This is a genomic window from Acidisarcina polymorpha, assembly GCF_003330725.1.
Lineage (GTDB): Bacteria > Acidobacteriota > Terriglobia > Terriglobales > Acidobacteriaceae > Acidisarcina > Acidisarcina polymorpha.
Window position 1 is genome coordinate 30180 of sequence record NZ_CP030841.1, and the last position, 12422, is coordinate 42601.

The 12422-nt window shown below is 58.7% G+C and carries 15 protein-coding genes; all 15 read left to right on the forward strand.

Annotated elements, in window-relative coordinates; genetic code table 11:
- The 15 genes from ACPOL_RS30665 (at position 1) to ACPOL_RS30730 (ending at position 12421) form a co-directional block, all read left to right on the forward strand.
- Positions 1–270 (forward strand): VirB3 family type IV secretion system protein, encoded by a 270-nt coding sequence (locus ACPOL_RS30665; protein ID WP_114211184.1) that lies wholly within the window; start codon positions 1–3, stop codon positions 268–270.
- On the forward strand, positions 251–2611 hold the full coding sequence (locus ACPOL_RS30670) for a VirB4 family type IV secretion system protein (RefSeq protein WP_114211185.1): 2361 nt from the start codon (positions 251–253) through the stop codon (positions 2609–2611). The genes ACPOL_RS30665 and ACPOL_RS30670 overlap by 20 nt, the downstream gene beginning before the upstream one ends.
- The gene (locus tag ACPOL_RS30675) at positions 2608–2880 is read left to right on the forward strand and encodes a hypothetical protein (RefSeq protein WP_114211186.1); all 273 of its coding nucleotides are present in this window, start codon (positions 2608–2610) and stop codon (positions 2878–2880) included. The genes ACPOL_RS30670 and ACPOL_RS30675 overlap by 4 nt, the downstream gene beginning before the upstream one ends.
- Positions 2881–2911: 31 nt before the next feature.
- On the forward strand, positions 2912–3124 hold the full coding sequence (locus ACPOL_RS30680; protein WP_150133201.1) for a hypothetical protein: 213 nt from the start codon (positions 2912–2914) through the stop codon (positions 3122–3124).
- Positions 3125–3205: 81 nt separating this feature from the next.
- The gene (locus ACPOL_RS30685; protein ID WP_114211188.1) at positions 3206–4051 is read left to right on the forward strand and encodes a TrbG/VirB9 family P-type conjugative transfer protein; all 846 of its coding nucleotides are present in this window, start codon (positions 3206–3208) and stop codon (positions 4049–4051) included.
- Positions 4052–5326 (forward strand): TraB/TrbI/VirB10 family type IV secretion system protein, encoded by a 1275-nt coding sequence (locus ACPOL_RS30690; protein WP_114211189.1) that lies wholly within the window; start codon positions 4052–4054, stop codon positions 5324–5326. It begins immediately after the preceding gene.
- A 14-nt stretch (positions 5327–5340) separates the two neighbouring features.
- Complete coding sequence (locus tag ACPOL_RS30695) at positions 5341–6162, forward strand: hypothetical protein (protein WP_114211190.1); 822 nt, start codon at positions 5341–5343, stop codon at positions 6160–6162.
- Between the two features lie 27 nt (positions 6163–6189).
- Positions 6190–6414 (forward strand): hypothetical protein, encoded by a 225-nt coding sequence (locus ACPOL_RS30700; RefSeq protein WP_114211191.1) that lies wholly within the window; start codon positions 6190–6192, stop codon positions 6412–6414.
- A gap of 10 nt (positions 6415–6424) precedes the next feature.
- Positions 6425–7324, forward strand: a complete 900-nt coding sequence (locus ACPOL_RS30705) for a hypothetical protein (protein WP_114211192.1) — start codon at positions 6425–6427, stop codon at positions 7322–7324.
- Positions 7321–7515 (forward strand): hypothetical protein, encoded by a 195-nt coding sequence (locus ACPOL_RS33310; RefSeq protein ID WP_150133202.1) that lies wholly within the window; start codon positions 7321–7323, stop codon positions 7513–7515. Before ACPOL_RS30705 ends, ACPOL_RS33310 begins: the two co-directional genes overlap by 4 nt.
- The gene (locus ACPOL_RS30710; RefSeq protein WP_114211193.1) at positions 7487–8269 is read left to right on the forward strand and encodes a VirB8/TrbF family protein; all 783 of its coding nucleotides are present in this window, start codon (positions 7487–7489) and stop codon (positions 8267–8269) included. Before ACPOL_RS33310 ends, ACPOL_RS30710 begins: the two co-directional genes overlap by 29 nt.
- The gene (locus tag ACPOL_RS30715; RefSeq protein ID WP_236657599.1) at positions 8266–9285 is read left to right on the forward strand and encodes a TadA family conjugal transfer-associated ATPase; all 1020 of its coding nucleotides are present in this window, start codon (positions 8266–8268) and stop codon (positions 9283–9285) included. Before ACPOL_RS30710 ends, ACPOL_RS30715 begins: the two co-directional genes overlap by 4 nt.
- Positions 9286–9366: 81 nt before the next feature.
- Positions 9367–9651, forward strand: a complete 285-nt coding sequence (locus ACPOL_RS30720) for a hypothetical protein (RefSeq protein WP_114211194.1) — start codon at positions 9367–9369, stop codon at positions 9649–9651.
- A gap of 262 nt (positions 9652–9913) precedes the next feature.
- Positions 9914–10309: a hypothetical protein gene (locus tag ACPOL_RS30725; protein ID WP_114211195.1), complete on the forward strand. Its 396-nt coding sequence runs from the start codon at positions 9914–9916 to the stop codon at positions 10307–10309.
- A 3-nt stretch (positions 10310–10312) separates the two neighbouring features.
- Positions 10313–12421, forward strand: coding sequence for a type IV secretion system DNA-binding domain-containing protein (locus tag ACPOL_RS30730; protein ID WP_114211196.1), 2109 nt, complete (start codon positions 10313–10315; stop codon positions 12419–12421).
- Position 12422: the final 1 nt, after the last annotated feature.

A 12422-nucleotide genomic window follows, 5' to 3' on the forward strand; every position in this document is an offset into this window, starting at 1 on the left:
ATGCAAACCTCGAAGCGGGGAGAGCCACTGGCGATCAACCAGGCGCTTAACAAGCCCAAAGCAAAACTCGGACTGAGCCTGCCCATCTGGATCGGCATCGTCATTGTGTCGATCCTGGCTCTCCTGCTTCGGTTCTATTTCTTCTCCCTTTTCAGCTTTCTCAGCATCACGGGCGCGTGCTCGCTGATCGTGCGGAAGCACCCCAAAATGTTTGAGCTGTGGAGCCTCAGCTTCCACCAAGGGAGCTACTATGATCCCCGCAAAGACTAACCGCTGGTTCGCTGACGCCCGCGCCGCCAACAGCATCGTCCCAGTCTCCCGCTTCGTCGGACCGGCTATTTTCGCCACCAAAACAGGCGGCTATGGATGCCTCTTCGAGCTTTCCGGCGTGGACGAAGAGGGCCTTACTGATCAGGAGCTTGAGGCGAAACTTCGCGCCGTCGAAGGCGGGCTGCGCGGTCTGCCGGAAGGCTCCTGTCTCTACCAGTACATGCGGATCAAGAAAGGTTTCGCGATCCCGCGCAAGGACCGTTATGCGGATCCCATGACCCAATCGTTCGTCGAGGACCGGCTCTCGTTCCTAGACAAGACGGCAAAGTTCCGGCGCATCGATCTCCATTGGTGCCTCACCTTCGAGCCAAAACGCGCCAATCCTTTCAAAGCAAAACCGAATGAGCAGGCGACCGACAACGGTCGACTGCTGGCGGAATTGCAGAAGGCCGCCTCGATCCTCGAAGCGCATCTCGGCCCGGCCATCGGCCTCCGGCTCATCGAGAAAGAGCCATCATTCCAGTTCTTCGCGGAGCTCTTCAACCTCGAAGAATGGGCCGGCAAGACCCGGCTCCATGCCGACACCGGAGTGGATAGGCAGATCGCAGCTAGCCCCGTCTCCTGGGGAACGGACCGCCTTCGGGTGGGCAAACGCTATGTGCAAATGTTCACCATGACCAGCGCTCCGCTTGCCTCGCAGCCCTGCCTGTTCTCCGGCGCGGTGACGACGCTTGACTGCGACAGTGTCCTCTGTTCGACGTGGCGGCCGAAGTCTCGAGCCACGGTGAGAAAAGAGATTGGAGCGCAGGAAACCTTCATCGATTTTTTTAAGGTAGGTCTCTTCCAGCGGCTGATCGCGGGCAGAAACTTCGCCGCTCTCGACCAGGGCGCGGGCGCGAAGGCCGCCTCCGCGGGCGTTGATGATCTTGGCCTGGTCGTCAGGGAACTCGACAAAAAGGCACAAGGAGAATACTCCCTGCGGCTGCTGCTCTCGGCGTGCTCTCCGGAGGAATTACAGGACAATGCGCCGGTGGTTCATCGAATCTTCGTCGAGGCCCAGGCCACCGTGATCGAGGAGACTCTCGGCAATCTCTCTGCCTTCTACGCGATGTTCCCCGGCAACACCAAATTTAACGTCTTTCCCCTTTGGTTAGGCGAAGACCATCACGCCCGACTGTCGCCGGTGTTCGCCCCCAGCATTGGTCATCCGGTATCCGAAGATCTGAATAACGACGAATATCTCAACGTCTTCGAGACCCGGCAGGGGACTCCGTTCTTTCAGGACGTTTACGTCAACGGCGTTCGGGTCATGCTAGCGATCGGCCCTCCCGGTGCAGGGAAGTCGGTCCACGTCAACCAGATGATTTCGCTTGAACGCAAGTACAACGGCTTCACCTACATCTTCGACATCGGCAACTCCTACGAGAGCATGGTCGAGCTATACGGGGGAAGGGTGGACCGGATCGGACTGGACGGCCCGCGCGTCAATCCCTTCGCGCTCGAGCCGACTGAGAAGAACCTCAAGTTTCTTTACAACTTCATCAAGCTGCTGCTTACCAATGGCGGTGCCTTACTAAATCCCGAGGACGAGGATGTGGTCTTCAAAGAGGTCCAGAGCATGTACCTGCTCGACCCGAAAAACCGCCGACTCTCGAACCTGCTTTTACCCAAACACCTCAACCGCTATCTCGCGAAGTGGGTCGGCAAAGGCGTCTATAACGCGATCTTCGACAACGTCGAAGACTCGCTCAGCCTTTCGCGGATCCAGTGTTGGGACTTCGCCGGCGTCGCCAAAGACTATTCCGATCTGATCGAGCCACTGATGATTTGGCTTCTTCGGCGGATCGACGATGTGGTTTACGACCCCAAAAATCTCGGACTCCCGAAGCACGTTGTCATCGAGGAGATTTTCTCGAACCTCAAGAACAAGCAGCTCCTCGAAGGTGCGCTGGCCAGCATCAAGCAGGTCCGCAAGAACCTGGGTGGAGTGACCATGGTCGGCCAGTCGGCGAACGACCTTGGGGAGAACGCCCACTCGATAGTCAACTCCTGCACGTCTTTTCTGTTGCTCCCCGACGCCACTTTCAACCGAAAGTTCTACGGCGAATTGTTCAAAATGACCGACCAGCAACTCAACCTCTTCGAGAGCCTACGCCCGCGCGAGGCGCTTTACATGCGTCGCGACGGGTTGACGAAGGTGGTCGCGCTTAACCTCGACCCGCGCAGCTACGCGATCTTTTCGACCAAACCGAAAGACAGGGCGCGGCGCGGACGACTCATCGAGAAGTGGGGATTGCAAGAGGGAATCACCCGATTTGCCGCAGGAGAAGACGTCGCATGAAGAGATCGACCATCGCCGCCGTTGCCGACTCGCGCAGGTGGACAACGTCTCCCCCAAAAGGACTGACCTCGATGAACCTGCCGGCTGTCAACCGCAGCATGGCAACCGATGTCGCTAGGTTGATTACGGCGCTCGTCGCCATTGGGGTCTGCGCTTTGGTTCTTGGATACCTCATCGAGGCTTCTGGAGCAATGCAAGCCATTCGACATTGCGGCCAAACGCTTCAGGAAAGATTAGACCCTTCGTTGTCCCCAGACGAGAGCTTCTAGACCAACACAGAACACCAGGGAAATGGACGCCATGATGATGCATACCACCTCCGTAGCGCTGGCTGTTGTATCCCATGCCGCCATCCGGCCTGCCATCCTGGGGATTTTCCTTCTTATTGCTAGCCTCGCCCCATTTCTAGGTTCCGCTTTTCTGATTATCGATGCGTTCAATTCCATGAGTGAAGACGACAAACAGCTACGCCGTCTTCAGAACGAAACAGCGCGGCCAATCGATCGCTTGTAAGTACGACCCCGGGATCCCCGACAAACAGGGAACCGCTCCACATCCACCAAGACCGACCTTCAACCAGGGAGATAGAACACCATGCAAAGACCGCTCATCCTCACTACTTGCGTCCTGGCGACGATCGGCGCTTGGGGACAAACGCCAACCCCTCCGCCCGCCGTCCAGCCCAAAGCACCCCGAACCGTGGAGGTAAATCACGCCTCCGCCGCCCCGATCATCCGCACGAGTCTCAACCAGTCGACGCTTCTCGAGCTACCGCCCGGCGAAAAGGTAGCCACGGTTTTCGGAGGCAACACTGACGATTGGATATTCAACGCGGGCCATGTCGCCAGCCGCTTCATCAGCGTCAAGCCCAAGGCGGCCGCCGCGAAGAGCAGCACCAATGTCCACATCATCTCCGATCACGGCAACGACTACACGCTTGAGCTCAAAGAGGTATCCGGGGACCCAGACGCCTCCTTCGACTCGACCGTCTTTCTGACCGCGACCGACCCGGAAGCTCAGAAGAAACAAGCGGAAGCGCCTGTCTTCGTTCCCGCCGCCGAGGTGAAAGAGAAGGAAGAGATCCTCGAGAAGGAGGCCGCGGACGCCCATGCCGCCGCCGAAGCCGAGAAAGCGTCGGCACAGCGCGCCAAGGAGCAATACGAAAGCACTTATCCCAGCAACCTGCATTTCGATTACAGCTGGGACGAGAAAAAGGCCAAGGCACTCGGAGTCCGGCAGATATGGGACGACGGAAAATTCACCTACATCCAGGGCAAGTTCGAGGAGCCGCCCGTCGTCTACGAGCTGAAGGATAAAAAAGGCTCACTCATCAATTTCGATTTCGCCAACGGCCTCTACACCGTCCCCAAGCTCCTTCAAAACGGATACGTCGCGATCGGCAAAGCTAGGGTTGATTTCCACCGCGAGGAGGCCAACTAAATGGACACCGTTCCCCAGCAGCCCGTCGCCAAACCGCCGATCCAGAAAACCCTTCCTATCGTCCTCGTGCTTTTGGGCGGAGTCCTGTTGATTGGTATATCGACGGTGTTCAACCTCATTGCCGGTCATAAAAAAGAAGCCGCGAAGAGCACCATGCAGACGAAGCCCTCGACGGCCGACCCGCAGCAAGTGAGCGGATTCGAGAAACAGCAGGAGCAGATCGCCAAGAACGACCAGGACAACCTGCAAATGCAAAAAGCCCTTGCTGCTTTGCGGGCGCAGGACCAGGGCGCTCCCGGCCCAGAGGCAGACCCGTCCCTGCCCATGACTCCCGCCCAGAGCGCTGCGATCTACGGAGCAAGCCCGAATGCTCCGCGCCAGACCTCCGGACAAGCCGAGCTCGAAGCTCAGGCCAGACAGCAGGCGGCGGAGCGCGCGAAAAAGCGCGAGGATGCGCTCAACAGCGACACGGTCGCCATCGACTTTGCCATCCGCGAGACGCCCGAGGCTGCGTCGGCTGTATCGGTTCACGACGAAAATAAAGCAGGCGAAGACAAAGGATCTGGCCCGCCCGCGCAGGCGGCAGGCGACAGCGACGCCGAAAAGGACATCGCCGAAGAACAAGGGCCTCGGCTGGGCGACAAAAAAGACAAAAACCCGATGGCGGCCTACGATTTCGACGCCTACGGCGGACAACTCTACCGCATCTTCGAGGGCACGGTACTTGAAGGCGTCGTCACCAACCATACCGACGGCGGCATGGCCGGCCCGGTCCTGATTATGCTCACGACCGACTACTACTCGCACGACCACCGCCAGCTTCTTCTTCCTCAGGGAACCCGGCTGATCGGCTCCGTCCAGACGGTTGGCAGTCAGCAACAACACAAGTTGGCGGTCGTCTTTCATCGCGCGGTCTGCCCGGACGGTTTCTCGATCGATCTCGACAAATATCCCGGCCTCGATCCTTTGGGAACGACCGGCCTTGCCACCAAGGTTGACCACGGCTACGCAATGACGTTCGCCGCCGCCGCCGCCGTCGGGGGACTGGGAGGCCTCGCGCAAATCGGCAACGCCGGCAGCTCCTTAACCACCAGTAGCCAAATCCGCAACGGACTCTCGTCGCAAACCAGCGCCGAGGGCGAACAGATACTCGACCATTTCCTCAATCGGCTGCCGATCATCACGCTCAAAGAAGGCTCGCGCGCGCGTGTCTACATCGGCAAAGACATTCTCATTCCCTCCTACGCAAACCACCGCGTCAACCCGAATCTCTAAAAGGAGAAGCGTTCATGACACCACCGAACACCGCAACATGGAGCGGGATCGCCGTTCTTTTCGGCACTCTCGTGGCAGCCGTACCAGCCCACGCCCAGTTCGGCTCCGGCATCGTCTACGACCCAACCCAATCGGCCCACGCGATCAAACAGATCATCAACGAGACCCAAATGGCCGGTACCGCTCTGAAGACTTACAACCAGACGGTGACCACCTACAACACGATTTACAACAACCTGATCCACTTCAACTCCAAACAAATCTGGCACACGCTCGAGAACGCGCTCCTAGCCACCTCGGTCGAGAACACGTACGGGGAAACCAGCGGACTCCAAGCACAGTTGAACGGCCAATCGCAAAACCCTTCGCTGGTCTGGAGAATCATGAACCTCGCGCTTAACGGCACCTCGTCGAGCTTTTGGGCGCAGCAAGCTGTGGGAGCAAGCGAACGGCTCTCGACTCTCGCCCACATCGAGGCGATGGACGCGGCAAGCACGGCATGCCTTGGCGCTGTCGGCTCCTATAACGCGGGAAGGACGGCCAATCTTTCCGCCAACAACGCGCTCGGCACGTCGCAATTCGACGCGACGACCTTCACCAACAGCGAACTCGAACAGCTAAACCTCATCAACGTCGCGAACGCGCAGAGGATGCAGGAAGAGCATGCCCAGGGCCAGATCCACGCCTGCATGGCCGCGCAGGCGGCGGTCGCCAACATGGACAAGCGCAACGCCGAATCGGCGGCCTTGAACGACGCGCAGTACGTTCAGAGCCAACAGTCATCGAACCCCACCTACGCCGGCAACGAATCCGGCACGTGGACCAGTTACTACTAAACACCACCTAAATCCAAGGCGAGGCCCATGCTGAAAGCCATCGACACCAAGCTCCTGATCGCCATTCTCGCGGCGCTGTCCATCATCAGCGCCGCCATTTTCCGGATCGAAAAGCAGCACACCGATCAAGCCCGACGCGAAGCCGAGATACGCAAGCAGGATGAAGATTTCCGCAAGCAAGTAGAAACACTCAAGAAGAAGAGCCATGCGTCTGCCGGCAACGAAGGCGACACATGGAAGAAGTACTACTGAGGCTACTATCATGCATATCGCCGCCCCGACGCTGCTCGCCGTAGGAACCATCGACTGGCTCTACCAGTTAACGCAGCAACTCACCGATCTCACCACTGCTAACGGCGACGCACTCTCGAACTTCGGAATGATCCTGCTGGCGTTCCTCGCGACCCTCAAGCTGATCGGGGTGGCGATCCGCATGAGCCCCTGGTCCGCCTATTTCGGTGGCTATCGGCCCGTCTCGCTCGACGAACTCAAAGTGTTTCTTTTCCGGCTCCTGTTTTGCTGCGTCATCGAGCACTACTGGACCAACAACCTTCCCGGCGCAGCGTTCGGATTCAATCGGATGTTCTCCTACATCGCCGGAGCCATCTCTCAGATCCTCGATCAGAACTCGCTCAACCAGCTCCTGCAATTAATGCACACCGCGGCATCGGACACCACCTTGCCAACCGGCCTGGCCATATACCAATACGTCGTTTATTTCCTCATCATGATCTTGATGGGCCTCGCCTCCGGCATCCTGTTCCTCATCAACTCCAGCGCCTTTATCTTCTACGGCGTCACCGCCCTCTTCGGTCCCGTCCTGATTCCGCTCTACATGACTGAAACCTTTCGGGGAAAGTTTCTGCACTTCGTCGAGGTGCTGGCGAGTTTCGCCATGATCCGCGCCGTCGCGGCGGCGTTCATCTTCGTCTGGTCGGGATTTCTGACCGGGTTCATGCAGCAGACCTTCGAGGGAAATTACTCGCTCGCGAACTGGCTTGCCAACTTGGTCCCGTTCATGACCATCTACGTCGCATTCATCCTTAACATGGTTCTCGTTCCATCCATCACACAAATCATCTTCGGAGGAGGCGCGGGGGCGGCGGGCAAGATCGGCGAAATGGGTGAGCGCGTCGCAGCCTACGCGGTAACCAGATCATGAAAAAACCAGTCACTTACGTCCGAATCGAACCCACGCCGGCGCAGCGCGTGGGAAAGTCCGTCGCGATCGTCATCGGGTTCCTGTTTCTAGCAATCGCCATCGAAAGTCTCTTCTTCACCGTCCCAACCGCTTACCACATATTCAAGGCATCGAGGAAAACACATGTCCGCGCAAATAGCCAGTCCCACTAGCCACCTCACGCCCAAACAGCGAGTGGAGGCTGACGAGATCGCCAACGAAGTCTACGCCGCGCACTACAACGAGCGCCGCATTGCGAAGCTCGCCATCGTCTCGCTCGCCGGGCTCTCGCTCGCCCTCGGCGGAGCGGTGGTCTATGTCTCCGCCCGTCCCGCTGTCAATCGCTACATTCGCATCGACGAGGCAGGCCGAGCGCAGGCCATTCAATATAGCGACCTGAGCTACAGCCCGCGCGAGGGTGAGATTCGCACCTACCTCACCGACTGGGTGAATTACCGCCACACCATCAATCGCCAAACCATCGCAAAAAAATATCCGATGAACTACTACTTCCTCTCGGGTCCACTCGCCTCGCAGCTCATCCTGGCCGACAACAGCAACCATCTCACCTCGCAGGTGATCGCCGGCCAGATCGAGCAGAGCGACGTGCAGGTCAACAACGTCACCATCACGTCGATGTCGCAGGAGAGTATCTCCGGAGCGGTCGTGTCGCGAGGCACGGCGCTGATCAACTTCGACCGCATCTACTCGCCCGAACAATCACGCGAGCCTCGCACCGAACACTGGATATCTTCGGTGACTTACTATCTCAATCCCGCGCAGGTGAGCCTCCAGGCGCGGACCAACCCGCAATACGAGACCATCAATCCGCTGGGACTCACAATCACCGAGTTCCATGAAAACCGAGCCTCCGTCGATCAGACTCCGGAAGGCGCGCGCGCGTCGCGGCCAGAGGTGAAACCGTGAGCGACAGCGCGACCGTAACAGCCACCGATGAGACTGGCTGGGAGAAAGTTCTTCCTTTCTTCGAGGACGAATTGCAAGCGCTGATCCTCGACAAGACGATCAGCGACTTGATGGTCAATGGAACGCGGGGCGTCTATGCCGACCGGGGAGGCGTTGTCGAGCACATTCCGCTCACCAACACTTACAGCGTCGAACGACTGGAGGCCGCCATCCAGCGCGTCGCCCGCATGATCGGGCAGGATCTGACGCAACAAAATCCGATCCTCAACACGCGTATGCCCGATGGTTCGCGCGTGGCAGTCGTGGGCTCTCCATCGTCGATCGGTGGCCCGACACTCACCATCCGGAAATTCAACCAATGGTTCACCACTGACCAGCTCATCGAGAAGGGAAGTCTACCCGCTGCTGTCCGGGACAAGATTGTTTCGCTCCTGCTTGCGAAGAAGAACGGCATCATTGCGGGCGGTACGGGATCGGGCAAAACCACGCTCATGAAAGCGATCCTCGACCATGTCCCGCTCACCGACCGGCTGATCGTCATCGAACAGGTCGCGGAACTCCAGGTCAAGCAACCGAACGCTGTTCGCTGGGAGGTTGTCGATCCTATTCCCGGACAGTCGCGTGTGTCGCCGAGCGCGTTGCTCGCGGCGGCCCTCCGCCATCGCCCCGATCGCATCATCTTCGGCGAGATACGCGACGAGTGCGCGAACGATCTGCTGCAAGCCATGAACACCGGACACGGCGGAACGCTCACTACCTTACACGCGAAATCGGCGTGGGACGCATTGAGCCGCCTCTCGAATCTCGCGTTGAGTGCGCGTCCCAATATCAACCACAGCTTCATACGATCGGAGACCGCCGACGCTATCGACTTCGTTCTTTATTGCGAACGCGACTCGACCGGCAGGCGCAGAGTTCGCGAGTTCATCGGCGTCAACGGCTACGACTTTCCGACGCAAACCTTCCTCACCGAAGACTATTACCGCGCGGAGACAAACCCCGCTGCGGCGCACTAAACGGCAGCGCTCCGGGCGCGACAACAAGCGCCCAATCATCCACGCAACACAACCCCAAATCTCTCTGGAGGAGACCGATAGATGCCACTACTCGATATCAAACTCATCAAGAAACTCACCGTGCTCTGCACACTTGAAGAGTCAACGGTGCAAACCGTTGACCAGTACGCCGCGTTCGCGAAAGCGCCTGCCGATGAAGTGGTGAACAAGGCCATCGAATACGCGCTGGGAAGAGATTCTGAGTTCCAGAAATATCGCGCGGCGAACCCAAAAGCGCCCGCCGCGCTGCGCGTCAAGACGCCATCCAGCGGCTCGCCAAATAAGAAACGCGGGCCGAAGCCAGCGTCTCTTATTGCGGCGGATTAGTAGATGCGACGCGGCCTATTCTCCATCCGCTTTGCGGCCTCTTCGCTGGTAAGGAAACAGCGCGGTAATCTTTCAGCGGTTGTGGTGGACATCAAAGGATGTGCTTCGCACATGGAAATGACGACACTCCATCCCTTCCAGGGTGGTGTGCAGCGGCAGAAAGTAGACAATAGTCAACCTTTTACCCAAGAACAACTTACACGCAATCGGTAGACAGTTGTAGACCTCCGGTCTTCAATTGTCTACCGCTTCAAAGGAACAAATGGAACCGATTGAAACAGGAGCGCCACTGGACTTCGAGAGCCGGTTGCGCCGTTCGCAAGGACGGGCGGGACGCAAGCATGTAGCAAGCGCGAAGGTGACTGGGGCTGAATATAGCCAATTACAAGTAGCGGCGCAGAGGGATGGCAAGGCCCTTAGCGAATGGGCGCGCGAAGTGCTCTTGCGGGAGGCGCGGCGAAGCCCGCGCGATCCTCTTTTCACGGAGATCGTCGCGACACGAATGCTTCTGAATCTTGTGCTGCAGCACATTGCCTGCGGCGAGCTGATGACTGCAGAAATGTTTAGCGACATGCTCACGAAAGTGCGCACGACGAAGCACAAACAGGCGCTCGAATTGATGGAACAGTACGCGACAAACGATCCGAAGGAGATCTGACAAATGGCCCAGCAATGGGGACGAAAAGAGACGGTCGTCTGGCCGCCGCAAGTTCCAATCTACACTTACGCGACGCTGATTCTCGCAGTGCCGATCACGCTCGCACTGCTCTTCAGCATGTATGCGATGAAGCCGTTTCTCGCGCGGAACTACACCGGAGCATTCCTCCAGACGGCTGCCGGGGCCCAGTTCAACATGCACGGATCGTACCGGCTCATTTATCTCGGGGGAGGGAAGCGAGCGCCCCGCGTAGCCGTTCCCGACGACTTCGTTCCCGGCTCCATGACGCTGCCCGAAGGCAAGCAACTCGACGTAGAACTGTCTCCGGTGGCTAAGGCGCAGGGATACACCACGCTCTTTCGCGGGCCGGCGCGCAAGGTCGCCGACACCACTCTTCATCTCTGGCTTCAGTCGTCGATCTTCGGAGGAGAAGACCTTCTGAGCAGCTATCAAGCCGCGTTGATCGAAAGCGGCGTGGTGATGGTCTTCATGCTTTGTTTCGCAGTTCCGTGGGATCTAAAGCGCGGCAAACGCATGAAGTACGGACGGCTCCTTCGCGGCCCCGAGATGCACACGCCGAAGGAGTTCAACCGGGCGGTGAAAGGCCAGGGTCTCGGTCTGGTAACAACCAGGAAGGGCGTCATCATCCGGCTGCCGAGACGCGCCGAGGCAAAGCATATTCAAATCATGGGCGACACGGGCGTAGGGAAATCGACCTTGCTGATGAAGATGCTCGAACAGATCGAAGACCGGGGCGAATCGGCCATCGTGTACGACCCTGCCGGAGAGTTCGTGCAGAGGTTTTACCGGGAAGACCGAGGCGATTTCATCCTCAATCCCTTCGACGAGCGGTGCCCCTATTGGACGCCTTCGAGCGAGCTGCGAAACCCGGCCGAGGCGCGGACCATCGCCGCGTCGCTCTATCAACCGACCGACAACAAGAAAGGCGAATTCTTCACCGACACGCCGCAAAAGGTCTTCGCGCACCTGATGAAATACCGTCCCTCTCCGCATGAATTGGTCGCGTGGATGTCGAATGAAACCGAGATCGACAAGCGCGTCGCCGGCACGGAAATAGCGGCAATGATCGCGAAAGATGCCCCCGACCAGAGGAACGGTGTCCTCGCATCGCTCGGTTTGATCGCCGACAGCCTGCGGCTTTTGAAGACCAGCGAACAGGCCAAAGGACGGGAGTGGAGCGCAACCAAATGGTCGGAGAAACGTGAGGGCTGGATCTTCCTCACCTCCACCCAGGAGGCCCAGCAAGAGGCGCTCCGCCCGCTCCAATCGTTGTGGATCGACCTGCTCATCCTCCGTCTTCTGAGCCTTCCCGAACCCGGCCAAAAACGGGCATGGTTCGTCATCGACGAGTTGGCCACCCTGCAACGGCTACCGCAGTTCCACACCGCTCTGACCAAAGGCCGCAAGAGCGACAACCCGATCATCTTCGGCTACCAAGGGAAGGCCCAGCTCGAAGTGATCTACGGACACCTGGCGGAGGTCATGCTGTCGATGCCCTCCACCAAAATCATCATGAAGACCTCGGAGCCGAACGCGGCCAAGTGGGCTTCCGAGCTGATCGGCGAGATCGAAATCGAACGAGTACGGGAGACGGTCGCCGACGGTAAACGGGCCGGAAAGAGCTTCACCATGGACCGTCAGATCGAGCCGCTGGTCATGGCGTCGGAGATCGAGGGTCTCGAAGACCTCCATGCGTTTATGAAGTTGGGAAACCACGTCACGCGGTTCTCCTTCCCCCGCATGGACCGGGCAATCATCGCGCCATCGATGGTCTCGCGGGAGATTCCTGAAGAAGATATGTGGCTCCCTTCGCTGCCTTTAGAAGTTCCGAACACGATCGAGACGGTAGAGGAGGCAGTAGAGGAGGAGACAGTCGCCGCCACGCCCCCATCCATCGAAGAACTCATCGACAAGGGAGTGGAAGCAAAGTTCGACGAGTTGCTGGCCGACCTCGACCGCCGCCTTGAGCAGCGCTCTCCGGAAGACGCCGAATCTACAACTCCGGGGCCGCAGGCCGTCCCTTCGCCCACGCCCAAACCGCGCCCTCTGCCGTTGTTTACTCCGGCCCTCGACCGCAGCGCCAACCTATAGC